The 26,318-nt window shown below is 71.6% G+C and carries 20 protein-coding genes; 12 read left to right on the top strand and 8 right to left on the bottom strand.

What is annotated here, in order from left to right:
• Positions 1 to 79: 79 nt before the first annotated feature.
• From AVL61_RS02350 to nrdF, 6 genes are all read left to right on the top strand, one after another.
• Entirely contained in the window at positions 80 to 1,150 is a 1,071-nt protein-coding gene (locus tag AVL61_RS02350; protein WP_058872738.1) for an App1 family protein, read from the top strand.
• 141 nt (positions 1,151 to 1,291) lie between these two features.
• A complete protein-coding gene (locus tag AVL61_RS02345) occupies positions 1,292 to 2,779 on the top strand; it encodes an aldehyde dehydrogenase family protein (protein WP_058872737.1) in 1,488 nt (495 codons plus the stop codon).
• Between the two features lie 296 nt (positions 2,780 to 3,075).
• Positions 3,076 to 3,312: a glutaredoxin-like protein NrdH gene (nrdH, locus tag AVL61_RS02340; protein WP_058872736.1), complete on the top strand. Its 237-nt coding sequence runs from the start codon at positions 3,076 to 3,078 to the stop codon at positions 3,310 to 3,312.
• Positions 3,313 to 3,384: 72 nt separating this feature from the next.
• Complete coding sequence (gene nrdI / locus AVL61_RS02335; RefSeq protein WP_058872735.1) at positions 3,385 to 3,882, top strand: class Ib ribonucleoside-diphosphate reductase assembly flavoprotein NrdI; 498 nt, start codon at positions 3,385 to 3,387, stop codon at positions 3,880 to 3,882.
• Positions 3,879 to 6,038: a class 1b ribonucleoside-diphosphate reductase subunit alpha gene (gene nrdE / locus AVL61_RS02330; RefSeq protein ID WP_058872734.1), complete on the top strand. Its 2,160-nt coding sequence runs from the start codon at positions 3,879 to 3,881 to the stop codon at positions 6,036 to 6,038. Before nrdI ends, nrdE begins: the two co-directional genes overlap by 4 nt.
• 91 nt (positions 6,039 to 6,129) lie before the next feature.
• Complete coding sequence (gene nrdF, locus AVL61_RS02325) at positions 6,130 to 7,128, top strand: class 1b ribonucleoside-diphosphate reductase subunit beta (protein ID WP_058872733.1); 999 nt, start codon at positions 6,130 to 6,132, stop codon at positions 7,126 to 7,128.
• Between the two features lie 421 nt (positions 7,129 to 7,549).
• Here nrdF and AVL61_RS02320 read toward each other — a convergent pair whose 3' ends face one another.
• The 4 genes from AVL61_RS02320 to AVL61_RS02305 all read right to left on the bottom strand — a co-directional run bounded on the left by AVL61_RS02320 (position 7,550) and on the right by AVL61_RS02305 (position 11,366).
• Positions 7,550 to 8,275, bottom strand: coding sequence for a YwaF family protein (locus AVL61_RS02320; protein WP_058872732.1), 726 nt, complete (start codon positions 8,273 to 8,275; stop codon positions 7,550 to 7,552).
• Between the two features lie 54 nt (positions 8,276 to 8,329).
• Positions 8,330 to 8,752: a hypothetical protein gene (locus AVL61_RS02315; protein WP_058872731.1), complete on the bottom strand. Its 423-nt coding sequence runs from the start codon at positions 8,750 to 8,752 to the stop codon at positions 8,330 to 8,332.
• A 200-nt stretch (positions 8,753 to 8,952) separates the two neighbouring features.
• Positions 8,953 to 9,573: a dihydrofolate reductase family protein gene (locus AVL61_RS02310; RefSeq protein ID WP_058872730.1), complete on the bottom strand. Its 621-nt coding sequence runs from the start codon at positions 9,571 to 9,573 to the stop codon at positions 8,953 to 8,955.
• 164 nt (positions 9,574 to 9,737) lie between these two features.
• Positions 9,738 to 11,366 (bottom strand): HNH endonuclease signature motif containing protein, encoded by a 1,629-nt coding sequence (locus AVL61_RS02305; RefSeq protein WP_082696901.1) that lies wholly within the window; start codon positions 11,364 to 11,366, stop codon positions 9,738 to 9,740.
• Between the two features lie 382 nt (positions 11,367 to 11,748).
• Here AVL61_RS02305 and AVL61_RS02300 point away from each other — a divergent pair, with 382 nt between their 5' ends.
• The gene (locus AVL61_RS02300) at positions 11,749 to 13,449 is read left to right on the top strand and encodes an MFS transporter (RefSeq protein WP_231738253.1); all 1,701 of its coding nucleotides are present in this window, start codon (positions 11,749 to 11,751) and stop codon (positions 13,447 to 13,449) included.
• 85 nt (positions 13,450 to 13,534) lie between these two features.
• Here AVL61_RS02300 and AVL61_RS02295 read toward each other — a convergent pair whose 3' ends face one another.
• Positions 13,535 to 14,515 carry a patatin-like phospholipase family protein gene (locus AVL61_RS02295; RefSeq protein ID WP_058872728.1) on the bottom strand — a complete coding sequence of 327 codons (981 nt, stop codon included), beginning with the start codon at positions 14,513 to 14,515 and terminating at the stop codon, positions 13,535 to 13,537.
• A gap of 421 nt (positions 14,516 to 14,936) precedes the next feature.
• On the opposite strand from AVL61_RS02295, the gene AVL61_RS02290 reads away from it, so the two are divergent.
• Together AVL61_RS02290 and katG are read left to right on the top strand one after the other, a co-directional pair.
• On the top strand, positions 14,937 to 15,965 hold the full coding sequence (locus tag AVL61_RS02290) for a M12 family metallopeptidase (RefSeq protein ID WP_058872727.1): 1,029 nt from the start codon (positions 14,937 to 14,939) through the stop codon (positions 15,963 to 15,965).
• A gap of 461 nt (positions 15,966 to 16,426) precedes the next feature.
• Positions 16,427 to 18,634, top strand: a complete 2,208-nt coding sequence (gene katG, locus AVL61_RS02285) for a catalase/peroxidase HPI (protein WP_157571255.1) — start codon at positions 16,427 to 16,429, stop codon at positions 18,632 to 18,634.
• Here katG and AVL61_RS02280 read toward each other — a convergent pair.
• The gene (locus tag AVL61_RS02280; protein WP_231738252.1) at positions 18,603 to 20,159 is read right to left on the bottom strand and encodes an FAD-dependent monooxygenase; all 1,557 of its coding nucleotides are present in this window, start codon (positions 20,157 to 20,159) and stop codon (positions 18,603 to 18,605) included. The two genes, katG and AVL61_RS02280, sit on opposite strands and share 32 nt — an antisense overlap.
• A 112-nt stretch (positions 20,160 to 20,271) precedes the next feature.
• Positions 20,272 to 21,477 carry an FAD-dependent monooxygenase gene (locus tag AVL61_RS02275; RefSeq protein ID WP_058872725.1) on the bottom strand — a complete coding sequence of 402 codons (1,206 nt, stop codon included), beginning with the start codon at positions 21,475 to 21,477 and terminating at the stop codon, positions 20,272 to 20,274.
• A gap of 254 nt (positions 21,478 to 21,731) precedes the next feature.
• Here AVL61_RS02275 and AVL61_RS02270 point away from each other — a divergent pair, with 254 nt between their 5' ends.
• The 3 genes from AVL61_RS02270 to AVL61_RS02260 all read left to right on the top strand — a co-directional run bounded on the left by AVL61_RS02270 (position 21,732) and on the right by AVL61_RS02260 (position 25,204).
• The gene (locus tag AVL61_RS02270; protein WP_058872724.1) at positions 21,732 to 22,907 is read left to right on the top strand and encodes a PucR family transcriptional regulator; all 1,176 of its coding nucleotides are present in this window, start codon (positions 21,732 to 21,734) and stop codon (positions 22,905 to 22,907) included.
• A gap of 76 nt (positions 22,908 to 22,983) precedes the next feature.
• Positions 22,984 to 23,583 carry a class I SAM-dependent methyltransferase gene (locus AVL61_RS02265; RefSeq protein WP_231738251.1) on the top strand — a complete coding sequence of 200 codons (600 nt, stop codon included), beginning with the start codon at positions 22,984 to 22,986 and terminating at the stop codon, positions 23,581 to 23,583.
• 157 nt (positions 23,584 to 23,740) lie between these two features.
• Positions 23,741 to 25,204, top strand: a complete 1,464-nt coding sequence (locus AVL61_RS02260) for a protein adenylyltransferase SelO (RefSeq protein WP_058872722.1) — start codon at positions 23,741 to 23,743, stop codon at positions 25,202 to 25,204.
• 179 nt (positions 25,205 to 25,383) lie between these two features.
• Here AVL61_RS02260 and AVL61_RS02255 read toward each other — a convergent pair whose 3' ends face one another.
• Positions 25,384 to 26,133 carry a hypothetical protein gene (locus AVL61_RS02255; RefSeq protein ID WP_058872721.1) on the bottom strand — a complete coding sequence of 250 codons (750 nt, stop codon included), beginning with the start codon at positions 26,131 to 26,133 and terminating at the stop codon, positions 25,384 to 25,386.
• Positions 26,134 to 26,318: the final 185 nt, after the last annotated feature.

The following is a 26,318-nucleotide window of genomic DNA, read 5'->3' as shown; positions in this document are numbered from 1 at the left end:
GGAGCGAATCGGACACCCGGCCCGCTGCGCCCCGCGGGCTCCGCCGTGTCCCGGGTGTGCCCTGTGGAACACTGGGCGCATGGCGAAGAAATCCAGCAGCTCGGAGCTCATGCAGACCGTCGACCAGGTCACCGAGGAAGCCATCAACGTGGGCTACCGCCTCGAGCAGCGGCTCCACCGGTTCCGGCAGCGGCGCGCCGAGGCCCGGGGCGACATCCCGGTCATGGTGGCCTTCGAGGGGTACGGCTCCGAGCACCACGTGCGGGTGCTCGGCCGGGCCCTGCTCAAGACCCGGGGGCTCATCGAGTCCACCGACGAGAGCGCGGAGTCGATCCGCGGCTGGCGCTCGTTCACCTCCGTGCCCATCGCCTTCGCCCACGTCAACGTCTGGATCGACGAGTTCGAGTTCCACCTGGTGGCCGACAAGGGCGGCGTGGTCGACGTCGACCTGCAGGTGTCCCTGGCTCCGGGCGAGCACACGGTGTGGATGCAGACGGAGGGCTCCGAGACCGTCGAGTCCCGCGTGTTCGTCGTGGCGGACGAGCAGCGGATCGGCGTGGTCTCCGACGTCGACGACACCGTCATGGTCACGGCCCTGCCGCGCCCCATGCTGGCCGCCTGGAACTCCTTCGTGCTCAACGAGCACGCCCGCACCCCCACCCCCGGGATGGCGGTCATGATGGACCGGCTGCTGCACCGCCACCACGAGGCGCCGTTCCTCTACCTCTCCACGGGCGCCTGGAACGTGGCGCCCACCCTGCGCCGCTTCCTCACCCGCAACGCCTACCCGGCCGGGGCCCTGCTGCTCACCGACTGGGGCCCCACCACGGACCGCTGGTTCCGGGCCGGGGCCGCGCACAAGGTGCAGAACCTCGAGCGGCTGGCCCGGAACTTCCCCCACGTGCGGTGGATCCTCATCGGCGACGACGGCCAGCACGACCCCGAGATCTACAGCGGATTCGTCAACCGCTATCCGGAGCACGTGGCCGCCATCGTCATCCGCAACCTGTCCCCGGCGGAGGCGGTGCTGGCCGGCACGCCCCTGGTCAACGAGGAGCGGCGGGTGACCATCCCCGAGGGAACGCTGTGGATCGAGGGCAACGACGGCGCGTCGATCTCCCGGCAGCTCGCGGAGCACGGGCTGCTCTGACCGGCGAGGGCCCGGCCGGCGGGTCGGACGCCCGATCCCGCCGTCCGTCGCCTCCGAGCCGGGCACCCCGGGCGGGGGCGGGGCCTCGTCGCCGCGGCCACCGGAGTCTCCGGCGTCCGAGCCGGGCCCTACCCTGGAGCCATGACCAGCATCCACAGCAGTCTCACCGTCCCCGGCCCCGCGGACGTCGCGGCCCACGCGCCGGCGGACTTCCCGGCCGTCGACGCCGCCGTCGACCGCGCCCGGGCGGCCTTCGTCCCCGACGTCGACCTCGCGACCCGGCTGGACCGGCTCCACCGGCTCGAGGACCTCGTGCGGGAGAACCGCACGGAGCTCGAGCAGGCCCTGGCCGCCGACCTCGGCAAGCCCCCGGCGGAGGCGTGGCTCACCGAGCTCGGCTTCACCCTCGAGGAGGTCGCCGGCATCCGCAAGGAGCTCGCCCGCTGGATGACCCCGGCCCGGGTTCCCGTCCCGCTGAGCCTCGCCCCCGCCCGCTCCCGGGTCGAGCACCAGCCGCTCGGGACCGTGCTGGTGATGGCGCCGTGGAACTATCCCGTCCAGCTCGTCCTGAGCCCGCTGGCGGGAGCGCTCGCCGCCGGCAACACCGTCGTCGTCAAGCCCTCGGAGGTCTCCGCCACCGTCTCCGGGGTGCTGGCCGAGCTGCTCGAGCGCTACCTGGGGGACTGCGTGAGCGTGGTCGAGGGCGGCGTGCCGGAGACCACCCGGCTGCTGGAGCACCGCTTCGACCACGTGTTCTACACCGGCAACGGGAAGGTCGCGCGGGTCGTCATGGCCGCCGCCGCACGGCACCTGACCCCGGTGACCCTCGAGCTGGGCGGGAAGTCCCCGGTCTGGGTGGACGGCTCGACCGACCTGCGGACCGCCGCGCGGCGGATCGTGTGGGGGAAGTTCCTCAACGTGGGCCAGACCTGCGTGGCCCCGGACCACGTGCTCGGCACCCCCGAGACGCTCGCCGCCCTCGAGCCGGAGCTCGTGCGTGCGGTGGAGGAGCACTACGGCCCGGACCCGTCCCGCAGCGACTCCTACGGGCGGATCGTCACCGGCCGCCACCTCGACCGGCTGACCGGGCTCCTGGACCAGGTCCCCGCCCACGACGTGGTCTGCGGAGGGACGGCCGAGCCGGGGGAGCGCTACCTCGCGCCCACGGTGGTGCGCTCCGCCCCGGACGGCCCGCTCATGGCCGAGGAGCTCTTCGGGCCCGTCCTGCCCCTGGTGCCCGTGCCCTCCGCCGAGCACGCCGTGGAGCTGATCACCTCCCGGGACAAGCCGCTGGCCCTCTACGTGTTCACCGAGGAACGGTCGGTCAAGGAGCTGTTCCGCCGGCGCACGTCCTCCGGCGGGCTGTCCTTCAACGCCCCGCTGCTGCACCTCACCAGCCCCGAGCTGCCGTTCGGCGGGGTGGGGGAGAGCGGCACCGGCGCCTACCACGGGAAGTTCTCGTTCACCACGTTCTCCCACGCGCGAGCGGTCCTCGACAAGCCGCTCGCCCCCGACACCCTGCGGGTCGTCTACCCGCCCTACCGGGGCCTGCGGGGCAGGATCGCCGCCGCGGCGGTCGGGCTGCGCCGGCCCCGCCGCCGACCCCGACACGCCGTGTCCGAAAATTAATCCTGTCCACCGGCCGGGGGCCCGCGGTGCGCACAGCCTGTGCACAACGGCACCCCGGCGGCGGAAATCCGCGACCCCCTGCGGAGGCCCCTGTGGATAGACCAGGGCCTTCCTGGGGATAGTGAGAAAGGAGCTGTGGACAACCGTCACCACTGCATCTAGGGGTCGCTTCCCCTTCCTGGCACTAGATGTAGTATTGAAATCAGCCACCCGGAGAGACCCCTTCACCGCCGCAGAGTCTGCGGAAGTCCCGGATCTCCCTCGAAAACCACCCGACCGACCAAGGGGAAACAGCGATGTCCGTGACCGTGTACAGCAAGCCGTCCTGCGTCCAGTGCAATGCCACCTACCGGGCTCTGACCAAGAAGGGCATCGAGTACAACGTCGTCGACGTCACCGAGGACGAGGCCGCCCTGGCCCACGTCCTGGCCCTGGGCTACCAGCAGGTGCCGGTCGTCGAGACGCCGACCGAGCACTGGTCCGGGTACCGTCCGGACAAGATCACCTCCCTGGCCGTCCTCCTCACGGCCTGAGGCCGGCGCGCCGCCCGCTTCCCCGCGGCGCCCGACCACCCACCCACCACCCCATCCCGGAGCGCGGAAGCAATGAGCACGCACCACCCCGGCACCCGTCCCGGGAACGCTCAGCAGGACCACGGCGAGACCGCCGCGGCACCGGACGGCCACGCCCCACTGGTGGTCTACTTCTCCTCGGTCTCCAACAACACGCACCGCTTCGTCGAGAAGCTCGACGCCCGCGTGCTGCGCCTTCCTCTTCTGACCGGGGAGGAGCCCCCTGAGATCACCGAGCCCTTCGTGCTGGTCGCCCCGACGTACGGGCGGCCCAACGGCAGCGGGGCCGTCCCGCCGCAGGTCGTGAAGTTCCTCAACAAGGAGACCAACCGGCGGTTCCTGCGCGGCGTCATCGGCGCGGGCAACACCAATTTCGGGCCGGCGTTCTGCCTGGCCGCGGACAAGATCGCGGCCAAGTGCAACGTCCCCGTTCTCTACAAGTTCGAGCTCATGGGCACCCCCGAGGACGTCCACGAGGTCAATCAAGGATTGGAACAGTTTTGGCGACAATTTCAGCAGCTCCGGGCGTGAGCGTCGAGCCCGGCCACGAGGACACGCGCGTCCCGGAGAAGTACCGGGGCCTGGGCTACCACGAGCTCAACGCCCTGCTGAACCTCTACGACGCCGACGGCCACATCCAGTTCGACGCCGATCGGCAGGCCGCGCGGCAGTACTTCCTGCAGCACGTGAACAACAACACGGTCTTCTTCCACGACCTCGAGGAGAAGCTCGACTACCTGGTCTCGCACCAGTACTACGAGCCCGAGGTCCTGGCGAAGTACAGCATGGACTTCATCAAGGAGCTCTCCAAGCGGGCCTACTCCCGGAAGTTCCGCTTCGAGACCTTCCTGGGCGCGTTCAAGTTCTACACGTCCTACACGCTGAAGACCTTCGACGGCCAGCGCTACCTCGAGCGCTTCGAGGACCGCGTGGTCATGGTCTCCCTCTACCTCGCGGACGGCGACGAGCTGCTCGCCACGCAGCTGGTCGACGAGATCATCGCCGGGCGCTTCCAGCCGGCGACCCCCACGTTCCTCAACGCGGGCAAGCAGCAGCGCGGCGAGCTCGTCTCCTGCTTCCTGCTCCGCATCGAGGACAACATGGAGTCCATCGGCCGGTCGATCAACTCCGCCCTGCAGCTGTCCAAGCGCGGCGGCGGCGTGGCGTTCGCGCTGACCAACGTCCGTGAGGCCGGGGCCCCGATCAAGAAGATCGAAAACCAGTCCTCGGGCATCATCCCGATCATGAAGCTGCTGGAGGACTCGTTCTCCTACGCCAACCAGCTGGGCGCCCGCCAGGGCGCGGGCGCGGTGTACCTGCACGCCCACCACCCGGACATCTACAGCTTCCTGGACACCAAGCGGGAGAACGCGGACGAGAAGATCCGGATCAAGACCCTCTCCCTGGGCGTGGTAATCCCGGACATCACGTTCGAGCTGGCCAAGAAGAACCAGGACATGTACCTGTTCTCCCCGTACGACGTGGAGCGGGTCTACGGGATGCCGTTCTCGGACGTCAACGTGTCCGAGAAGTACCACGAGATGGTCGCGGACGGCCGGATCACCAAGAAGAAGATCAACGCCCGCGAGTTCTTCCAGACCCTCGCGGAGGTGCAGTTCGAGTCCGGCTACCCGTACGTCATGTTCGAGGACACGGTGAACCGGGCCAACCCGATCGACGGCAAGATCATCATGTCCAACCTGTGCTCCGAGATCCTGCAGGTCTCCGAGCCGTCCACGTACCACGAGGACCTGAACTACGACGAGGTCGGCAAGGACATCTCCTGCAACCTCGGCTCCCTCAACATCGCGCTGACCATGGAGTCCCCGGACTTCGGGCGGTCGGTGGAGACCGCGATCCGGGGGCTCACCGCGGTGTCGGACATGTCCGACATCACCTCGGTGCCCTCGATCGAACGCGGCAACCAGATGTCCCACGCCGTGGGCCTCGGGCAGATGAACCTGCACGGCTACCTCGCCAAGGAGCACATCCACTACGGCTCCGAGGAAGGCCTCGACTTCACGAACATCTACTTCTACACGGTCACGTACCACGCGGTCCGCGCGTCGAACGAGATCGCGAAGGAGCGCAAGTCGGTGTTCGCCGGCTTCGAGCGGTCCCAGTACGCGTCGGGGGAGTACTTCACCAAGTACACCGACCGCGAGTGGGTCCCGGCCACCGAGCGGGTGCGGCAGCTGTTCGCGGAGGCCGGCGTGCACATCCCCACCCGCGCGGACTGGGAGCAGCTCAAGGCCTCGGTCATGGAGCACGGGATGTACAACCAGAACCTGCAGGCCGTGCCGCCGACCGGGTCGATCTCCTACATCAACAACTCGACGTCCTCGATCCACCCGATCGCCTCGAAGATCGAGATCCGCAAGGAGGGCAAGCTGGGCCGCGTGTACTACCCGGCGCCCTTCATGAACAACGAGAACCTGGAGTACTTCCAGGACGCGTACGAGATCGGCTACGAGAAGATCATCGACACCTACGCCGCGGCCACGCAGCACGTGGACCAGGGCCTGTCCCTGACCCTGTTCTTCAAGGACACGGCCACCACCCGGGACATCAACCGGGCGCAGATCTACGCGTGGCGCAAGGGCATCAAGACGATGTACTACTCCCGGATCCGCCAGCTGGCGCTGGAGGGCACCGAGGTCGAGGGCTGCGTCTCCTGCATGCTGTGACCACAGGGCCCCGGCGGCCACCCACGAAACTCCCCGCGTGCGTCCGCAGGACGCGCGCGGGGGCCCACCCCGTTCGAGGAAGAGACAGACCATGACTCTGGAGAAGAGCGAGAGCATCGACAAGGTGCAGCTGCTCCACCACCAGGCCCAGGCCATCAACTGGAACCGGATCGAGGACCCGAAGGACGACGAGGTCTGGGACCGGCTGACCGCGAACTTCTGGCTGCCCGAGAAGGTGCCGATCTCCAACGACGTCCCCTCCTGGAAGACGCTCACCGCGGAGGAGCAGCAGCTCACCATGCGGGTCTTCACGGGCCTGACGCTGCTGGACACCATCCAGGGCACCGTGGGCGCCGTCTCCCTGATCCCGGACGCCGTGACCCTGCACGAGGAGGCGGTGTACACCAACATCGCGTTCATGGAGTCGGTGCACGCCAAGTCCTACTCGTCCATCTTCTCGACGCTGTCCTCCATGAAGGAGATCGACGACGTCTTCCGCTGGTCCCGGGAGAACCCGCACCTGCAGAAGAAGGCCGACATCATCATCAAGTACTACAAGGGCGACGACCCGCTGAAGAAGAAGGTGGCCTCGACCCTGCTCGAGTCCTTCCTCTTCTACTCCGGGTTCTACCTGCCCATGTACTGGTCCTCCCGGGCCAAGCTGACGAACACGGCCGACCTGGTCCGCCTCATCATCCGGGACGAGGCCGTGCACGGCTACTACATCGGCTACAAGTTCCAGCGGGCCCTGGCCCAGGAGTCCCAGGAACGCCAGGACGAGCTGAAGCTCTACACCTACGAGCTGCTCGAGGAGCTCTACGAGAACGAGGTGCTCTACACCGAGTCCCTCTACGACGGTGTCGGGTGGACCGAGGACGTCAAGAAGTTCCTGCACTACAACGCCAACAAGGCCCTGAACAACCTGGGCTTCGAGGCGCTGTTCCCGAAGGACATGACGGACGTCTCGGCGGCCATCCTGTCCGCGCTGTCCCCGAACGCCGACGAGAACCACGACTTCTTCTCCGGCTCGGGCTCCTCCTACGTGATCGGCAAGGCCGTGAACACGGAGGACGAGGACTGGGACTTCTGATCCCGTGTGAGGTCCCGAGCTGTCTGAGCAAGGTGACCCCAGCGTCACCTCACACCGACTGCTGCGGCGTTTGCTGACGACGCCGGATCGCGGGCTGAACCGGTCCGCGGCGACGACAACGGGTAGCGGCGCGTCAAAGGTGAGTACAGATGCAGCTGAGCTGCCACGATGACATGTCGTGCAGGCCCCTGCCGAGCTTCGTGAAGTGCTCAGACGACTCGATGCCGCTAGGAGCGTGACCAAGCGACGCCAATTCCGGAAGTCCGGGGTTCCCGTTCCTGGGCAATTGCTCACTCAGGTCGGCGTCTCACATCCCGGCTTGAGCCATTTGGACGACGACGGCGGTCCGGCCCACCTTCCCGAGGTGGGCCGGACCGCCGTCGTTGACAGACATGACTCGATGCCCTGGTGCCGTGCTGCCTCAGCCTTCCGCGCCGACGCGGGGCTCGGCTGTGCTCTTTCGCCGGATCGTCCAGGGCCAGGTGATGAGCGCCCAAGCCACGGCGATGACGAGGAACTCCACCAGCAGGTACCACGGCCAGGGCCCGAGCAGATCGAGGATCGAAGGGTTGTCCGGCTTGCCGTTGAGGAAGCCGTAGTTGGTCCCCAGCCAGCTGTTGAGTCCGAAGGCAGCCACGGCCCACGTGACGGTGACCACCATGGCCAGGCGGTAGCTGCCCCAGTCAATCCGGCCGCCGCGTCCCCAGATCAGGTACAGGGTGGCCCAGAGGACCAGGATGTGCTGGACCCAGAGGTCGACGAAGTCGATGTGGGGGAAGTCCGGCGAGTCGAGTGCCGGGGTGAGGATGGCCTGCGGGTTGAGAGTCAGTCCCCAGTAGTAGGTAAGCGCCGTCGCCCAGCGGACCCGTGTCCACAGGGCGATGACAGCGACCATCCACGCGACGTCCGAGAGGTGGACCGGCAGAGAGATGTGGACGTCGAAATTGCCCGGCAGCGACCGGTAGACGAGCATCGTCACGGTGTACGTGGTCAGCACCGCGGCGAAGGCCCGAGAAAAAACCGCCTCGGCCCCGGAACCCCGAAGGCGGCGGCCCAGCATCACCACGAGCACAGCCCCGAGGGCGCAGACGCCCAGAGCAGCCCAGTGCGTGGGGCCGTAGGGGACGAAGACCTCCTGATCGGGCATCGCCGTCTCCCCTCAACCGGGTCTGATGGGTGGTGCGCCCATGGGGCCAGGACATCAGATCCGGTCGTCCAGGGCCATGGGCGGGGCAACGTGGACCGGGACCGGCGCCGGGTCGCCGTTCGAGCTCTTGGCCTTGCCCTGACCGATGCTGCGCGTCACGGAGACCAACTGGTAGGGCCTCTTGGCCCGGGGGCGCGTGTCACGCCGGAGAAGCGCCACCCATCCTTCGCCGGCAACGTCGACCTGCTTCAAGGGCCGGGTGAGGTAGCTGACAACGGTCGGCGGCGTGGTGGATCGATCGATGCGGACCCCGCCGGCGAGACCGGTGTTGAAGTCCCGGGTCCATGCGTTCTTCGCCGGCGTGGCCGAGGCAATGTGCTCTGCGAACTCCGGTGGCACCACGAAGGTCGCCAGCCTGCCGTCCACACCCTGTAGCCGCAACGGCACCCGGTATCGCGGTGCCTCCAGCTCGCCCATCCCAGGTCCTTCTTCGCGGGTTCGGTCGGCGGCATTATAGCGGATCCCTCTGAATATCTCCCGCTGCGTGATCGACGCGGCAGTGGGGAGCCGCGTTGCTTCATGACAGGCCGAGGTGCCTCACGACGGCGTCGGGACCGGTCGTCCGACAGCCCGGTCCAGATGACAGGGACACGGCGAACAGGGCGTTGCGGCGTCGTTCACTGGGCCGGCTGGGAGACGTCCACGCCGGTGACCGGGTCGCCGGCCCGCTCGTAGACGAGCGAGACCGCTCCCTTCGGGAACGCCCGCGGTGGCTCCGCCAGGGTGAAGGCGGCCGGGACGGAGCCGTGGCCGAAGAGGCGCTTGCCCGAGCCCAGGACCACGGGATAGAGCAGGAGGTTCAGCCGGTCGACAAGGTCCTCCCTCAGCAGGGTCGAGACGAGGTCGCCGCTGCCGACCACGTGGACCTCGTCGAACCGGTCCTTGAGGGCTCGCACCTCGGACCGGACATCTCTCAGCACTGTGGTGCCCTGCCACGAGGGAGCGCTCAGGGTGCGGGACACGACGAACTTCGGCACCGCGTTGAACTTCACGGCGATCGGTTCGTCGCCGTCGTGGGCCGGCCAGTAGCCGGCGAAGATGTCGTACGTCCTGCGACCGAGCAGCAGCGCGTCCAGGCGCTCGATGCCCGCGCCGACCGTCGCCCCCGATTCGTCGTCGAAGTAGGCCCCCTGCCAGCCACCGAGCTCGAAGCCGCCCGAACGGTCCTCGTCGGGCCCGCCCGGCGCCTGGTAGACGCCGTCGAGGGTGAGGAAGAGGTCGACCTGGACGATTCCCATGGCGTGGTCCTTCGGCGTGCTGCGGCGGCATCCGTGGTGCACCATCTTGTCGCCGCGGGATGCGGGCGTCAACGGCTCGCCCTCGGAGGACACGATGCCTGAACTGCCCCGCCATGACGTCCTGCTCCGGCCGGGCTGCCGGCGGTGCTGATCGAGGCCTCGGTTCAGAAGGGCGGGGGGTCGTCGGCAGGTGGCGACGGCGGTGGGCATCCGGCCGCGGAGCCGAGAGCGGGATGCAGCGGGCCGTCCGCAGCGGCGCTCCGGTCACGGACGTGCTCGGGCACGGACCGGTGCACGAGCCCGCCCGGGGAGGTCCACTCCAGCACCGCGGCGTGCTCGGCAGGGGTGCCGCCCGTCCCGCCGTCCGGTTGGGGTGCGACCCGCCGCACCGACCAGCGCCCGAGGTGCCCATCGCGGTGCTTGACCCGGTGATGGTGCCGGCACAGCGCGGCCAGATTGTGCTCGGCCGTCGGACCGCCGTCCGCCCAGGCCACCGTGTGGTCGAGGTCGCCGCTCTCGGCGCGGCGCCGGCACCCGGGGAAGCGGCAGGTCCCGTCGCGCAGCTCGACCAGACGGCGCAGGTCCCGGGGCACGGCGTAGACGGTGCGGTCGTGGTCGAGGACCACGCCGGACACGGGATGGGTCAGCACCCGGTGCCAGGCGCCGGCGCCGGCGGCCAGCCGGCGGGCCACCTCCGTGCTGATCGGCCCGAAGCCGGAGAGCATCGGGGCGCCGCACGCGGCGGTGTCCGCCCCGACGCCTTCGCCGGCGAGCAGAGCCAGCGGCACCGTCACGGTCACCCGGGCCCGGACTCCGCGTGGGAAGCGCGGCTCGTCCGGCAGGACACCGTCCAGCAACAGGTCCGCCAGCACATCTGCGCGCAGCTCTCCGGCCGAGCGCGGTTCAGCGTCCTCCGAGCCGTCCGACAGGGGCCGACCGGCCTGCCCGAGACCGTCGGGAGCCGGTACGTCCTCGCCCAGCAGGGCCACCAGGTCCTCGAGCCTGCCGTGCACGGCGACCGCCACGTGCGCGTCCAGCAGTGCGTGCAGAAAAGCCGTCCCGTCGGGGGCCGGTTCCACCCACACCGTGCGGTTCTTCCGGGTACTGCACCGGCTGCGCTCCTCGGCGTCGGCTACGAGCACCGCCCGCCGGGCGCGAGCCACCGCCCGCAGCTGCGCGGCCGTGGCGTGGGGTGCCCGTTCCAGGAGCTCGGTGATCAGGCGGCAGACCGCGTCGACGGGCGGTGGGGCGCAGCTCCCGGGAGTCCAGGTCGGTGCCTGCTCGATGAGCTCGCGCCACTGCTCCACCATCACCGTGGCCTGGGCCGCACCGATGCGGCCCTCCTCCAGGGCGGTCAAGACCTCCGGCAGCATCTCGGCCAGGAGGACGGCGTCCTCCACCCGCCGCCGGGCCGTGCCGGCCGGCACCCGCAGCGCCGGCCCCACCTCGGCCGCCACGTCCACGACCAGCTGGTGCTCCGCCTCAGCCAGCGGGCCCAACGGGTCCGGGCGGACGAACCCTCGGGCGGACATCTCGGCATCTGCCTGCGCCATCGTCTCGAACCGGGCCGCCGTACGAGCCGTCTGCGCCGCCAGCCACAGCCGGTGGATGGAGCGCATCTGGGCACCGACTGCCCGTGCCTCCGCGGCGGCGGCGTCCACGAGCTGGGCGGCGGCGGCCCGTACCACCTCGCGCCGCGCTCCAGGCCCCGTCATGTCCGTCAGCCCGGGGCGATCCCGGAATCCGTCACGGGTCACCGGGGTCGGGAGCTGCCACTGCGCCGTCGCCGTCATGACCCCATTCTCTCCAGCGCCTCCGACGCGCTAAGGCCGAGCCCGGCCACGGCCGTCCCGGGCTCTCGCGGGTGGGGTGTGCCGTTCGAGGGCTGTGGGCGGGAAGGCCGGTGCGGCCTGCTGGTCGGCCACGCCGGGCCGCGAGCGTCCTCGGCCTTCCCAGGTGGGGTGTCCTGCTCGAAGACCGTGCACGGGGACGCCGGGTTGGCCCACTGATCGGCCCGACCGGGCAACGACAGTCCTCGCCTTCCCGGGTGGGGTGTGCCGTTCGAGGACCGTGGCCGGGGGAGCGTGCTCGCCCGGCCGGGCCGCTGCAGAACTGCTCCTCGGTGCCCCGCTCCGAGCCGTTATCGTGTCCGCACCCCTCACTAGACTGAGCCGCATGAACGAGCAGGAACCGGGTCTGTCCCGGGCCGCGGTGGCCCCCGTCGGCCGTGCGGCGCTCCCCGCGGACGCGACCGGCACGCCCGCTCCGACCGACGACGGCCAGGCCCCGGACCTCGTCGATCCAGGTGCCGTCGACACCTCCCTGCGCAGTCCGGCGCAGCGCTCCCGCACCTTCGCCGGGATCCTGGTGAACACCGCGCTCGCGAACATCACGACCAGCTATCTCTGGTTCGCCCTGACGTTCTGGGTCTACCTGCAGACGCGGAACGTGATCGCCACCGGGGTGGTCGGCGGCGCCTACATGCTGCTGATCGCGCTCTCCAGCATCAGCTTCGGCACCTTCGTGGACCGCTACCGCAAGCTCGCCGTGATGCGCTTCGCCGCGGCCTTCACCCTGGTGATGTTCGTCCTGGCCGGAATCCTGTTCCTCCTCGCCCCGGCGTCCGCGATGGCGGACCTGACCCAGCCGTGGATCTGGGTCTTCGCCCTGGTCGTGCTGATCGGTGCGGTGGTGGAGAACATGCGCAACATCGCCCTGTCCACCACGGTCACGATCCTCATCGAGCCGGACCGTCGCGCCAACGCCAACGGGCTGGTGGGCATGGTGCAGGGTCTGATGTTCATCGTCACCTCGGTGCTCTCCGGCCTCTCGATCGGGCTCCTGGGCATGGGCTGGACGGTCGTGGTGGCCGTGCTGCTCACGGCCGTGGCCTTCGGGCACCTCCTGACGCTGCGCATGCCCGAGGAGGTGCGCGCCGCGGCCACGGACGCCCACGGCGGCTTCGATCTGCGGGGAGCCTTCGCGGCCGTGCTGGCCGTGTCGGGACTGTTCGCGCTGATCCTGTTCTCGACGTTCAACAACTTCATCGGCGGCGTCTACATGGCCCTGATGGACCCCTACGGCCTGGAGATGTTCCCCGTCGAGATCTGGGGAACGGTCTTCGCGCTCGGCGCGACCGGGTTCATCGTGGGCGGGGCGCTGATCGGCAAGTTCGGGCTCGGGTCCAACCCGCTGCGCACCATGCTGCTCGCGGTGATCGCGATGGGCGTGCTCGGGGCGGTGTTCACCGTGCGGGAGTGGGCCTGGCTGTACGTCCTCGGCATCTGGCTCTACCTGGTGCTCGTCCCCTTCGTGGAGGCGGCCGAACAGACGATCATCCAGCGTGTCGTGCCGCTCGAGCGGCAGGGCCGGGTGTTCGGATTCGCCATGGCGTTCGAGTCGGCGGCAGCGCCGGTCACCGCGTTCCTCATCGCGCCGATCGCCCAGGTCTGGATCATCCCGTACGCACGGTCGGCGGAGGGCAGCGCCCAGCTGGCTCCTCTGCTGGGCGAGGGCACCTCCCGGGGCATCGCCCTGGTGTTCCTGGTGGCCGGGATCATCATGATCGCGGCCGCGCTGCTGGCCTTCCTGACTCCGGTCTACCGCCGGGTCTCGGCGTCGTACGCCCAGGTTGCCGCTGAGGCCGGCGGGGACGCGGGGGCCGGCGGGGATGCGGGGAACGCGGGGGCCGGCGGGGATGCGGGGAACGCGGGGGCCAGCGGGGACGCGGAGGGCGTCAGGGAGCCGGGGAACGCGGGGGCCGGCGGGGACGCGGAGGGTGTCAGGGACCCGGGGATCGCAGGGACCGGCGGGGACGCGGAGATCGTCAGGGACCCAGGCAATGCCGGGGACGGCGTTCGCGCGCCCTCGACCTGAGGGTGTCGGCAGCCCGCCCCGAGGACGACGGCGGGAGCGGTGGCCGGCCCGCGAGCTCGGCGGGGTCGGCAGGGCCGGCGAAGCTTCAGCGGTGTGCGGCGATGTAGGCGCTGAAGTCCCACGGCGGGCGGTGGGCTGAGCCGTCGAGGAACTTCTCGGCGGCCCGGCGCCCGTTCTGGTAGAGGAAGTCCCGGTCGTCGTCGGTGAGGTTGAAGTCGGTGGCGCGGATGGCGCCGGTGTCGACGAAGATCGTGCGGGCCTGGGCGTCGGAGGACTCGATGTGCATCTGGTCGTAGAACCCGGTCATGGTCTTGAGCATGGCCCGGCTCATGCTCACCGGCCCGTTGATCGGGTACTTGGTGCCCTGGACCGCGTCCGGATGCGCGGAGAGCTTGATGCCCAGGGTGGGCCAGCGCGGCGCGGTTCCGGCCGGGGCGTCGAAGACGCTGATGGGATAGTTCGAGAGCATTCCGCCGTCGACCAGCCAGGCCTTCCGGCCGTCGGCGGTGTCCCAGCGGACGGGACGGTAGAAGAACGGGATGGACATCGAGGCGCGGACCGCCTCGACCACGTGCTGGGCGCCCCGGTCGCGGCCGAACTCGTCGTAGTCCCAGGGCAGGTAGCGCAGCCGGCCCCTGCTGATGTCCGAGGCGGTGACCACCAGCCGGAAGGCCCGCTCCGGGGCAGGGGGCCGCTCGTCGTCCGTGTAGGGCAGGTCGGCGAAGGTCGTGACGCCGTAGTCGTCGAGCTGGGACTGCAGCCAGGAGCGAAGGTGCTCACCGAGGTAGATGCCGTTGCGGGCCAGGATCCCGGCGGCCTTGCCCGCGGTGGTCCGGGTCAGCCGGGAGCCGTCGCGGAAATCGGGGTACTGGACGGAGCCGATGATGTCCACCAGTTTCCTCGCCGGGGCGCCGGCGGCGACCAGGGCCCCGACGATGGCTCCGGCGGAGGTGCCGGCCACTCGTTTGAAGCGGTAGCCGCGCTCCTCGAGGACCTCGATGGCCCCCACCAGGGCGATGCCCTTGACACCCCCGCCCTCCAGCACCAGGTCGGCAAACTGTTCCATGCAGCCCACGCCCCTCAGGCAGGTCGGATTCCTGTGCCCAGTACAGCAAAGGATCGGGGGAGAAGGAACGAGTCCACGGCATGCGGTTTCATGTGACGAGAGTGCACTCGTGCAGCGGAGATCTGCGGAGCCGGCATCCCGCTCCGTCCGCCCAGCAGCGCATCGGGCCGAGGCTCGCCACAACGTCCCACGTCGGAGCCCGGTCCTTCATGTTGTCGTCACATGATCACAGCCGCAGCACGGGGAGGACCGACCTCTTGGACGTGCTGCCTGCCCGTGGTTGTGTCGATGCACATCACTGCGACGGCACTCGCGGTGCGCCGCGCGGAACGACTGCCGCCGGGATTCTCCGGCGGCGCCGCACGGGCCGTGGCCGTGCGGCATCCGAGATCGCAGGACAGGCACGTGTCAGGAGCCGACCATGACCGATTCCCCAGTTCGTCCGTACTGCGCCGTCAAGCCTCGCATCGTCCGTCCGCTCCCGGAGGGACTGGTGGCCGTCAGGCAGCGGCTCGTCCGGCTCATGGCGCAGAAATGGGTCAACGGCACCGTGCTCCACTACGCGTTCCGCGAGGGCCCCGAGCCGCAGCGCCAGGCGGTGCGGAGCGCGTTCCAGGAGTGGAAGGACCTGGGGATCGGCCTCGGCTTCCAGGAGGTGGACGAGCCGGGGGAGGCGGAGGTCAGGATCTCCTTCGACCAGGCCGACGGGTCCTGGTCCTACGTGGGCAGGGACGTCCTGACCATCGGCACCCAGGCACCGACCATGAACTTCGGCTGGGACCTGACCGACGAGTACGGACGCACCACGGCGCTGCACGAGATCGGCCACACGATGGGTCTGCCCCACGAGCACCAGAACCCGTTCGCCGGAATCGTGTGGGACGAGGCCAGGGTCTACGAGTTCTTCGCCGCGGCACCGAACCACTGGTCCCCGGAGACGACGCACCACAACGTCCTGCGCAAACTGGGCCAGGACGAGGTGGAGGGCTCGACCTGGGATCCCGACTCGGTGATGCAGTACGCGTTCTCCGAGGGGCTCATCAAGGAGCCCGCCCGCTACCAGCCGGGAATCAGCCCCCCGGGCGGTCTCTCGGGCAAGGACACGGAATGGGTGCGGACCTTCTACCCGGTGCTGCCGGACGCGCTCCCGGCCCTCGAACCGTTCCGGTCCACGCCGCTGACCCTGGCCCCGGGGGAGCAGGCGGACTTCGAGATCACCCCCGAGGCGTCGCGGAAGTACCAGGTCGCGACCTTCGGGACCGCCGACACCACGCTGGTGCTCTTCGAGGAGGTCGACGCCGAGCTGCGCTTCCTCGCCGGCGACGACGACAGCGGGGAGGACCGCAACTCCAGCCTGTCGGCGAAGCTCTTCCGGGGAAGGCGGTACGTGGTGCGCGTCCGGCTCGCCTGGGCAGGACAGTCCGGGGACACCGCGATCATGCTCTGGTAGCCCGGGGCGTGCTCCACCCGTTCCACGCGCGGCGGCTCTGCCCAGCACTGCCGCCGAGGCCGGGACCAGCGGAGCGAAGATCCTTGACGGGCTCCGGACCGGCCACGGCACTTTGAGGGTGGACGCACAGCTGGATCCCCAGCAGCTCTCCCGGAGCGCCGCCCAGCGGGTCGACCCGACTCCGCCGGGGGTTCCGGACGCCGTGACCACTCACTCGCACGTCGCCACAGCCCCGGTCCTCCGCGGCGTCCGTCGCGCTCTCCCCGCCCCGTCGGCCCCGGCCGCGCACACCGCCCTCCGGAGTCCGGACGGCGCCACCTCCTGCCTGACGGCGCCCGGGCGTCCGACGGCACCCGGTGACCGCGTGCTGTCCGCCCACGGGTGCGGCTCGTCCGCCGAGGCCGGTGCGCATGCTGCACGACCGGTCCCGGCCCCGCACCGCCATTCCGGAAGGAAGACCCATGTCCCAGACATCTGACGCTCCCGTGCACGGCAGCGAGAGCGAGAACCCGGCCATCGACGCGCCCACCCCCAGGACCGGTCAGCCGCGGACGGTCCAGGACTGGTGGCCCGACCAGCTGGACCTGGGCGTCCTGCGGAAGCACTCGACCACGACCGACCCGCTGGGCCCCGACTTCGACTACGCGAGCGAGTTCGAGAAGCTCGACGTCGAGGAGCTCAAGCGCGACCTCGCAGACCTCATGACCACCTCGCAGGACTGGTGGCCGGCCGATTTCGGGCACTACGGAGGGCTGTTCATCCGGATGAGCTGGCACTCGGCCGGCACCTACCGGACCGCGGACGGCCGCGGCGGCGCCGGCGAGGGCGCCCAGCGGTTCGCCCCGCTCAACAGCTGGCCGGACAACGCCAACCTGGACAAGGCCCGGCGCCTGCTGTGGCCGGTCAAGCAGAAGTACGGCCGGAAGATCTCGTGGGCGGACCTGCTGGTGCTCGCCGGGAACGTGGCGCTCGAGTCGATGGGCTTCAGGACGTTCGGCTTCGGCTTCGGACGCGAGGACGTCTGGGAGCCCGAGGAGATGTTCTGGGGCCCTGAGGACACCTGGCTCGGCGACGAGCGCTACGCGGGCGACCGCGAGCTCACGGGCCCGCTGGCCGCGGTGCAGATGGGGCTGATCTACGTCAACCCCGAGGGCCCCCAGGGCAACCCCGACCCGCTCGCCTCCGCCAGGGACATCCGCGAGACCTTCGGGCGCATGGCGATGAACGACGAGGAGACGGTCGCTCTGATCGCCGGCGGGCACTCGTTCGGCAAGACCCACGGTGCCGGGCCCGCGGACCACGTGGGGCCCGAGCCGGAGGCCTGCCCGGTCACGGGCCAGGGCCTCGGCTGGAGGAGCACCTACGGCACGGGCAAGGGCCCGGACACGATCACCAGCGGCCTGGAGGTGACCTGGACCAGCACCCCGACCCGCTGGGGCAACGGCTTCTTCGGCAATCTCTTCGGCCACGAGTGGGAGCTGGCCGAGAGCCCCGCGGGGGCGCACCAGTGGGTGGCCAAGGACGCCGACGAGACCGTCCCGGACGCCTTCGACCCGGAGCGGAAGCACCGGCCGACGATGCTGACGACCGACCTCGCACTCCGGGCCGACCCGGAGTACGAGAAGATCTCCCGGCGGTTCCACGAGCACCCGGAGCAGTTCGCCGAGGCGTTCGCCAAGGCGTGGTACAAGCTGCTGCACCGCGACATGGGTCCGGTCACGCGCTACCTCGGGCCGTGGGTCCCCGAGCCGCAGCTGTGGCAGGACCCCGTCCCGGCGGTCGAGCACGAGCTGATCGGGGACGACGACGTCGCCGCCCTGAAGGAGACCCTCCTCGGCTCGGGGCTGACCGTGCCGCAGCTGGCCTCGACCGCGTGGGCCGCCGCGGCCAGCTTCCGGGGCACCGACAACCGGGGCGGGGCCAACGGCGCCCGCATCCGCCTCGAGCCGCAGCGCGGCTGGGAGGTGAACGAGCCGGAGCGGCTGTCCGAGGTGCTGCGCGTCCTCGAGCAGGTCCGGGACGACTTCAACGGTGCCCGCTCGGACGGCAGGAGGGTCTCGCTGGCCGACCTGATCGTCCTCGGCGGCTGCGCGGCCGTCGAACAGGCGGCCCGCAGCGCCGGGCACCCGGTCGAGGTCCCGTTCCGGCCCGGGCGCACGGACGCCACGCAGGAGCAGACCGACGTCGAGTCCTTCGCCGTGCTGGAGCCGCAGGCCGACGGCTTCCGGAACTTCGTGAAGTCCGGCGCACGGCTCTCGCCCGAGACGCTGCTCCTCGACCGCGCCTACATGCTGAACCTCACGGCCCCGGAGATGACGGTCCTGGTGGGCGGCATGCGCAGCCTGGGCACGAACCACGGGCGGTCGGAGCACGGCGTCCTCACCGACCGTCCGGAGACGCTGACCAACGACTTCTTCGTCAACCTCCTTGCGGCCGGCACGGAGTGGAGGCCGTCCGAATCGTCGGAGAACGTCTACGAGATCCGCGATCTCGCCACCGGTGAGCTCCGGTGGACGGCCACCGCGGCCGATCTGGTCTTCGGCTCGCACTCCCAGCTGCGGGCGATCTCGGAGGTCTACGCCAGTGCCGACGCCGGGGAGAAGTTCGTGCGCGACTTCGTCGCCGCCTGGGTGAAGGTCATGGAGCTCGACCGGTTCGATCTCCGCTGACCTGGGGCCCGGGGCGCGGGCCGCACCAGGCGGTGAGCGCCTCCTCCAGTCCTGAGCGGTCTCCCTCGCCCACCCAGGCGACGTGCCCGTCCGGGCGGATCAGCACCGCGGTGGGCGCGGGGACGGTGCCCAGGACCGGGAGCTCCCAGGCCCCGGCGGGTTCGGCGGCCACCAGCCGGACGCGCTCGGCCCAGGGCCCGGCGTCGACGCCGTCCGGGTCCCCGAGGTCGAGCAGCACGGGCCGGGCCTCGTGCAGGAGGTCGAAGACCCGTGCGGGGCCACCGGCCGTGCGGAGGTCGAGATCGGGCATGCGCCGTCCGAGCAGGGGATGCCCCGCGCCGAGGTCGTAGTGGATGTCCAGACCGGACATCGTCGCGGCGTAACGCCGTCGTGGCTCGTCCATGCCCAGCAGCTCGGCGACCGTCTCGCCCACGGCCCGCACCCGGTCGTCGGGCCGGCGCAGCGCGACCTGCGCCATCGTGAGGCGCAGCACGCGGGCCGCCACCGGGTGGCGCTCGGCGTGGTAGCTGTCCAGAAGGCCCTCCGGCGAGGTCCCCGCGACGACCTGGCCGAGCTTCCAGCCCAGGTTCACCGCGTCCTGCACCCCGGTGTTGAGGCCCTGCCCGCCGTCCGGGGCGTGCACGTGCGCGGCGTCGCCGGCCAGCAGGACCCGCCCTGCCCGGTAGGACGCCGCCTGCCGGGTCGTGTCGGTGAACCTGAAGATCCAGGTGGGGCTGTGCACCCCGTAGTCCGTCCCGTGCACGGCGACGAGCGCCTCGCGCAGATCGTCCAGGGTGGGCTCACGACCGTGTTTGACGTGGCGCTCGGTCACCATGACCCCCACCGGCCCACCGTCCTCGGGGCGGCGGAAGGCGTGCTTGCCGAGACCGTCCTGGTGGATGCCCCACTGCGGCTCCTCGTCGAGCTCGACCTCGGCGAGCAGACTGCTGGTCGTCGGGTCCCACCCCGGGAACGCGATCCCCGCCGCCCTGCGGATCCGGCTCCGGCCACCGTCGCACCCCACGAGGCGAGCCGCCCGCAGCCGCCGGCCCTCGGACAGGTCCACGTCGACGCCGGCGCCGTCCTGGGCGATGCCCGTCACCTCGTGCCCGTGGCGGACGGGCACCCCCAGCTCACGGACCCAGCCGGCCAGGAGCCGCTCGATGTGGTTCTGCCACAGCGCCAGGCCGTAGGGATGGCGGGTGGGGAAGTCGCTGATGTCCAGTGGAACGCCGGCGAACCCGGCGACCTGGGCGGTCGTTCCCGCTTCGAGGAACCGGTCGGCGATGCCGCGCTGGTCGAGGACCTCGATGGTCCGCGCGTGCAGCCCGCCGGCGCGCGAGCCGACGAGCTCCTGGCCGGCCCGCCGTTCGACGACGACGACGTCCACCCCCGCCAGCGCCAGCTCGCCCGCCAGCACCAGGCCCGTCGGCCCTGCGCCGACCACCACCACGTCGTGCTCGTCCATGTGCTGCTCCTCGGCCCGCAGGTCCCGCTCCCGGCCCGAGCATTCTGCGGCGCGCACGGGGTCTTGCCGCAAGCCCCCCGCGCCGCTGTACGTTGGGAGTGACGAGCAACCACGCACGGCCCCGGCCGGGACGGCACCGGCCCCCGTTGCGGCCCGGGCGTCGAGCGGCTCAGAGCCAGGTTCCGCCGCCGGCCTCGTCGGGCACGTCGACGTCGGCGCGGAAGCCGTGGATCCACGCGAGGTGCCGGTCGACGACCCCGGGACGGCCCAGCCGGGCGTTGCGCTCGTCGGCCCGTTCACCGTCGGGCAGGTGCAGCACGTCGGCGGTGGTGATCGAGGCGTACTGCACCTTGCGGGTCCGCCCCCGGCGCAGCCGCTCGTACTGCTCCCGCGCCGCGTCCCAGTCGGCGCTCCCGGCCAACTGGTCGGCCAGCACGATCGCGTCCTCGATCGACTGGTTGGCGCCCTGCCCGTGGTGCGGCACGAGCGCGTGGGCGGCGTCGCCCAGCAGCGTCACGCGGCCGCGGGACCAGCGGGACAGGGGCGGGCGGTGGAACAGGGCCCAGCGCTCGGTGACCGGCACGGCCGAGACCATCTGCCGGACCGCCGGGTGCCAGTCGCGGAACCGCTCGAGGTGGGACCCGTCCTCGACCGGCACGACCCAGCGCCGGTGCGGCCAGGGCGAGGGCGCGCGCTCCACGAGGAAGAAGTTCTGGTCCCCGCCGCCGATGGGATAGTGGAGCAGGTGCGCGCCGGGGCCCGTCCAGAACTGGATGGCCCCGGGGTCCGGCAGCTCGGACAGCGCCTCGGGCGGCACGATGCCCCGGGAGGCGCTGGTGCCGGAGTACAGCGCGTCGTCGTAGCCCAGCAGCAGCCGCCGGGTGGTGGAGCGGGCGCCGTCCGCGCCGATGACCAGGTCGGCCTCGGCCGTGCTGCCGTCCTCGAAGCGCAGCACCGCGGCCGCGCCGTCGTCGTCGACGTCGACCATGCGCTTGCTCAGGTGCAGGCCGTCCGTCCCGAGGGCTCCGGAGAGGATCTGCTGCAGGTCGGCGCGGTGGATCCCCACGTACGGGGCGCCGAAGCGCTCGCGGTAGCCCGTGCCGTGCCGGCCGATCAGCCGGCCGTCCCGACCGTCGCGGAAGACCAGCGCCTCGACCTCCGCCCACCGGGCGCTCAGCCGTTCCTCCAGCCCGAACCGCTCCAGGAAGAAGCGGGTCGCGTTGGCGGACAGCGCCACGGCGGCCCCCACCTCGCGCAGCTCCCCGGCCGCCTCGTACACCTCGACCTCGAGGCCGCGGCGGCGCAGCTCGATGGCCAGCGTCAGCCCGCCGATGCCCGCGCCGACGACGGCGATGCGCCTCCCGGTGGTCGTCATCCGTTGTCCTCTCTCCTCGTGCTCAGCCGTTCCTGCCGCGGAGCTCGTGCCGCGGAGCTCGTGCTCCACCTCTCGCTCCGCTTCTCGGGGTGTCCTGCTCCGACCGTAGCCAGTGCACGCCGTCACCCTCTTCGGACGGCTGTGGGAAGATCGTGCCGATTCGTCGGACACCGTGTCCGACGGGCGGTCGGGCCCCCCGCGGCGCGCGACCGTCCACCCACCGCCCACCGCACCCGAGGAGCCACCGACCACCCGTGGACCGGACCCCCGACCTGGACGACCTGCTCCAGGACCTCTCCGAACGAGCCGGCCGCCGGCTGATCGTCCTCGACTCCGCGATGCGCGTGGTCGCCTGGTCGATCCACGAGTCCGACGACGATCGGCGCCGGCTCTCCGCCGCGCTCGCCCACAGCGACTCGTGGGACGTTCCCGCCGCCGGTCCCGAGGGCTTCGCCATCGAGGACGTCCCGGAGCTGGGCCGGTGCCTGGTCATCGCGCTGCACGACCACCGCCACCGTGTCGGGCTCCTGCTCACCGTCCTGGAGGGTCCGCGGTCACCGTCCGCCGACGTGGTCCGGACGCTGGTCGGCGAGGCGCCCGTGCTCGGCGTGCTGCTGTCCCTGCGGACCCTCTACGCGGCGCGGGACCGGGACCGGGCACGGACCCTGCTCACGGCCCTCGTCGCGGGCGATCCGGCGCGCCGGCCGGGAGCCGCCGAGGCCCTCGTGGGAGAAGGTCTCCTGGGCGCGTCGCGGCAGTACTGCGCCGTGGTCCTCGGCACGGACCCGCTCGCGGCCGCACCGGACGAGACGGGCCGGACCGTGCTGGCCGTGCACCGGACCCTCGACTTCGTGGCCAGGAGCTCGACCGCGTCGGTGGTGGGCTCGACCTTCGACGACGGCACCGGTGTCCTCGTCTTCCCCCGGCCCGTGGTCGTGCCCCGCCTGGCGCGCATCCTCGCCCGGCCGGACGTGGCCACGGTGCGCGCCGGCATCGGCCCCGTGGTCGACGGCCTGCTGGACGTGCACCGCTCGTACCGCCTCGCGCGCCGCACGTGGCGCACCCTGTGGCTGGATCCCCTCGCGCACGGGCCGGTCAGCACCTGGGACGACGCCGGGCTGGACGGGCTGCTGGCGATGCTGCCGCTCGAGCGGCTGACGGCCGACGACCTGCCGCTGCAGGTGCGCCGGGTCCTCGCCGCCGGCCTGCGCCCCGAGCTGCTGCGGACGCTGGAGACCTACCTCGACTGCGGGGCCGACGCGCAGCGAACGGCCGCCGCGCTGCACATCCACCGGTCGACGTTCTACTACCGGCTGGATCGGCTCAAGGAGCGCCTCGACCTGGACCTCGACGACGGGCGGACCCGCAGCGAGCTCCACGTCGGGCTCCGCGTGGCCCGGCTCGCACGCCTGTGGCCACCGGAACCGTGATGCGCACCCACCCCTCCGACCACGCGGCAGGGCACCACCCGGCGGGCGGTACCCTGGCGGGGTGGTGGAACAGAGCATGTGGATGCAGAAGGTGCGCGCGGATCCCGGGCACTCCTCGTGGTACGTCGAGCGGTTCCGGGCCATGGCCGCCGCCGGCGCGGACATCGTGGGGGAGGCCCGGCTGGTCGAGGCGATGGTCCCGCCCGGCTCGCGGATCCTCGACGCCGGATGCGGGCCCGGCCGGCTGGGCGGACACCTGCACCGCAGCGGGCACACCGTCGTCGGGGTCGACGTCGACCCCGCCCTGGTCGCCGCCGCGCAGGAGGACCACCCCGGCCCCCGGTGGCTCGTCGGGGATCTCGCGGAGCTGGACCTGCCGGCCCGTGGCGTGCCCGAGCCCTTCGACGCCGTGGTGTGCGCCGGCAACGTGATGGCCTTCCTGGCCCCCAGCACGCGCACCGAGGTGCTGCGACGCTTCCACCGCCACCTGACCGCCGACGGGCGGGCCGCCGTGGGCTTCGGGGCGGGGCGCGGCTACCCGTTCCCGGAGTTCCTGCGGGACGCCGAGCGGGCCGGGCTCGAGCCCGAGCTGCTGCTCTCGACCTGGGACCTTCGCCCGTTCCGGGAGGACAGCGACTTCCTGGTGGCCGTGCTGCGGCCTGCGGCGCGGCACTGATCCGGGGTGCGGCACCGGCGCCACGGTGGGGCCCGCGGGGTGCGGTACCGGCCCCACGGTGGGGCCCGCATCCCGCGGTGCGTTCCCGGCCCCGCGGTGCGGCCCGGACTGCGCGGGCCCATCGGCAGCGCCGGATCCGCCGGGTAGCGTGGACGGTGTGAGCACCCAACCCCTGTCCGCCGTCGTCCTCGAGAGCCGCTTCGCCCAGGAACTGGGGGAGCTGTCCGTGCCCTGGCAGGCCGACGACGTCGCCGCCCCCCGGCTGCTGGTCCTCAACGAGCCCCTGGCCGCCGAGCTGGGCCTGGACCCGGAGTGGCTGCGGAGTGCGGAGGGCGTCCGACTGCTGATCGGCAACCTGGTGCCGCAGGGGGCCGTGCCGGTCGCGCAGGCCTACTCCGGGCACCAGTTCGGCTGGTACTCCCCGAGCCTCGGCGACGGGCGCGCCCTCCTGCTGGGCGAGCTGGTGGACGCCGGTGGCCGACGCCGCGACCTGCACCTCAAAGGCATCGGACGGACACCCTTCGCCCGCGGGGCCGACGGTCTCGCGGCGGTCGGCCCGATGCTGCGCGAGTACGTCCTGAGCGAGGCGATGCACGCCCTCGGCGTGCCCACGACCCGGTCCCTCGCCGTGGTGGCCACGGGGCGGCAGGTGCGCCGCGAGAGCCTGCTGCCGGGAGCCGTGCTCGCCCGGGTGGCGAGCAGCCACCTGCGCGTGGGCACCTTCCAGTACGCCCGGGCCACGGGCGACATCGACGTCCTGCGCCGGCTCGCCGACCACGCCGTCGCCCGCCACCACCCCGGCGTCGCCGGTGCCGAGCACCCGCATCTCGCGCTGTTCGAGGCGGTGGTGGCCGCCCAGGCGTCACTGGTGGCCCGCTGGATGCTCCTCGGGTTCGTGCACGGGGTGATGAACACCGACAACACGACCGTCTCGGGGGAGACCATCGACTACGGGCCGTGCGCGTTCCTGGACGCGTTCGACCCGGCCGCGGTCTACAGCTCGGTCGACCGCGGTGGGCGCTACGCCTACCGCAACCAGCCGGTGGCCGCGCAGTGGAACCTCGCCCGGCTCGCCGAGGCCATGCTGCCGCTGCTCCACGAGGACCAGGACCGGGCGGTGTCCCTGGCGGAGGAAGCGCTCGAGGCGTTCCCGCGGCAGTACAGCGCGGCGTGGTCGGCGGGCATGCGGGCGAAGCTCGGGCTGCCCCAGGACCTCGACGACGACGTCGCCTCGTCCCTGGTCGACGACCTGCTCGTGCTGCTCCAGCAGGACCGCGTCGACTGGACGGCGTTCTTCCGCGCCCTGGGCAGGACCGCCCGGACCGGCGCGCACGCCGCGCGGGACCTGTTCCTCGACCGGCGGGGGTTCGACGCCTGGGCCGAACGCTGGCGGGCCGTGGGCCCCGACCCCGAGGCGATGGACCGCGTGAACCCCGTCTACATCCCCCGCAACCACCTGGTGGAGGAGGCCCTCTCCGCGGCCGCCGAGGGCGACCTCGACCCCTTGGGGCGGCTCCTGGAGGCGGTGACCGCTCCCTACGACGAACGCCCCGGCCTGGAGCGCTGGGCCGCCGGGCCCCCGGACGACTTCGGCCCCTACAAGACCTACTGCGGGACCTGAGGCGCCTGGGCCACCTCCTGCCGGGCCTGCGCGCCTCGCCCCCGGACGACTTCGGCCCCTGCACGACCTGACGCGGGACCTGAGCTGCCCGGGTCACCTCCTGCCGGGCCTGCCGCGCCTCGCCCCCGGCGCCCGCACCCTGCGAGCTGCCGGGTCCGGGCGCACGGGCCGGCGGGTGGTCAGCCGCCGATGTACTCCCCGGTCACGCTGTCCACGGTGCCGTTCTCGATGCCCGTGCACTGCGCGACGCCGGCCTCCGTCACCGGGTCGTAGTTGACGCAGAAGGCGTCGTAGTAGGGCACGCCGCTCCGCCACGCGGCCAGGGCCTCGTCATAGCTGAACTTCTCCGGGAACGGCACCGCTCCCACGTCGGTGTTCACCTGCACCTGGCAGCTCCCGGGTCCGCCCGGGGCGAAGGCCAGGAGCTGGCCGACCGTGTCGACGACGTCGATCCGGTCCTGGCCGGTGCCCATCGCGGACTGGTAGGCACCGCAGATCTCGACGGCGACGGCGCGGTCGTTCGTGTCCGCGGTGAGGCGGTGCGCGAGTCCGCCGCCCTGGACCGCCTGCTGCTCGACCCTGGTCACGGTCCCGGTGTACGGCTGTCCCTCGGGAGTGGCGGCGAACGCGGCCCACGGATCGGCGGGACCGGGCTCCTCGGCCGCCGGGGGAGCGTCCTCGGGCTGAGGCTCGGAGTCCTCGTCCGGCTCGGGGGCCGGCTCAGTGGTCGGCTCGGGGGTCGGTGCGGGGGTCGTCCCAGTGGCCGGCTCGGAGGTCGGCTCCGGCGTTGTCCCCCGAACGGTGTCCGAGGGGGAGGGCGAGGTCCGGGCGGCCGGAGTGCTCTCCTGGGCCGGGGGATCGCCGGCGCAGCCGGCCAGGGCGAGACCGGTGGCGATGAACAGACTGGTGACGACGGCCTTCGTGCTCATGAGGTGCCTCTGCTTCGCTGGGGGGCGGGATCTCCACTGTAGGCGGCCCGCCCGGCGAACCCCGGTTGCCACCCGGTGGCCCGCCCGGATCTGCCCACCCAAGAGGGGTCAGACGGGGCGGGGAGCGCCGTGCCACGATGCGGAGGGCATGCCGCCGGACACTGCCACGATGCGGAGGGCATGCC

Origin of the sequence: Kocuria rosea subsp. polaris, from assembly GCF_001483755.1 — a bacterium.
Taxonomy (GTDB): domain Bacteria; phylum Actinomycetota; class Actinomycetes; order Actinomycetales; family Micrococcaceae; genus Kocuria; species Kocuria cellulosilytica.
The sequence above is the reverse complement of the archived record's forward strand: the minus strand, read 5'-3'. Positions and strand labels throughout refer to the sequence as shown.

Coding starts and splice junctions, on each gene's coding strand:
- AVL61_RS02350 (WP_058872738.1), top strand. CDS start 80: ATGGCGAAGAAATCCAGCAGCTCGGAGCTCATGCAGACCGTCGACCAG.
- AVL61_RS02345 (WP_058872737.1), top strand. CDS start 1,292: ATGACCAGCATCCACAGCAGTCTCACCGTCCCCGGCCCCGCGGACGTC.
- nrdH (WP_058872736.1), top strand. CDS start 3,076: ATGTCCGTGACCGTGTACAGCAAGCCGTCCTGCGTCCAGTGCAATGCC.
- nrdI (WP_058872735.1), top strand. CDS start 3,385: ATGAGCACGCACCACCCCGGCACCCGTCCCGGGAACGCTCAGCAGGAC.
- nrdF (WP_058872733.1), top strand. CDS start 6,130: ATGACTCTGGAGAAGAGCGAGAGCATCGACAAGGTGCAGCTGCTCCAC.
- AVL61_RS02320 (WP_058872732.1), bottom strand. CDS start 8,275: ATGCCCGATCAGGAGGTCTTCGTCCCCTACGGCCCCACGCACTGGGCT.
- AVL61_RS02315 (WP_058872731.1), bottom strand. CDS start 8,752: ATGGGCGAGCTGGAGGCACCGCGATACCGGGTGCCGTTGCGGCTACAG.
- AVL61_RS02310 (WP_058872730.1), bottom strand. CDS start 9,573: ATGGGAATCGTCCAGGTCGACCTCTTCCTCACCCTCGACGGCGTCTAC.
- AVL61_RS02305 (WP_082696901.1), bottom strand. CDS start 11,366: ATGACGGCGACGGCGCAGTGGCAGCTCCCGACCCCGGTGACCCGTGAC.
- AVL61_RS02300 (WP_231738253.1), top strand. CDS start 11,749: ATGAACGAGCAGGAACCGGGTCTGTCCCGGGCCGCGGTGGCCCCCGTC.
- AVL61_RS02295 (WP_058872728.1), bottom strand. CDS start 14,515: ATGGAACAGTTTGCCGACCTGGTGCTGGAGGGCGGGGGTGTCAAGGGC.
- AVL61_RS02290 (WP_058872727.1), top strand. CDS start 14,937: ATGACCGATTCCCCAGTTCGTCCGTACTGCGCCGTCAAGCCTCGCATC.
- katG (WP_157571255.1), top strand. CDS start 16,427: ATGTCCCAGACATCTGACGCTCCCGTGCACGGCAGCGAGAGCGAGAAC.
- AVL61_RS02275 (WP_058872725.1), bottom strand. CDS start 21,477: ATGACGACCACCGGGAGGCGCATCGCCGTCGTCGGCGCGGGCATCGGC.
- AVL61_RS02265 (WP_231738251.1), top strand. CDS start 22,984: ATGTGGATGCAGAAGGTGCGCGCGGATCCCGGGCACTCCTCGTGGTAC.
- AVL61_RS02255 (WP_058872721.1), bottom strand. CDS start 26,133: ATGAGCACGAAGGCCGTCGTCACCAGTCTGTTCATCGCCACCGGTCTC.